This window comes from Paenibacillus sp. MMO-58, from assembly GCF_037146255.1.
Taxonomy (GTDB): domain Bacteria; phylum Bacillota; class Bacilli; order Paenibacillales; family Paenibacillaceae; genus Pristimantibacillus.
Window position 1 is genome coordinate 1 of sequence record NZ_JBBCVY010000068.1, and the last position, 203, is coordinate 203.

The following is a 203-nucleotide window of genomic DNA, read 5'->3' on the forward strand; positions in this document are numbered from 1 at the left end:
AGCCGTATCGGAAGGTGCGGCTGGATCACCTCCTTTCTAAGGAAATACCCGATCACGATGATGATCGGATAAATCAGGTAGGTTAGTCGCTCGCTCGTTGTCAGTTTTGAAAGAGCAATTCGAAAGAATTGAATATCTTTCTGCAAGTCATCCGTTTGGTGGCGATGGCGGAGGGGAACCACGCGTTCCCATACCGAACACGA

Annotated in this window: 1 protein-coding gene; it reads right to left on the reverse strand. The window is 49.3% G+C overall.

Annotated elements, in window-relative coordinates; translation table 11 throughout:
* Positions 1-203 (reverse strand): hypothetical protein (locus tag WFJ73_RS33330; RefSeq protein ID WP_336776997.1); only part of this gene is annotated, 203 nt, incomplete at both ends.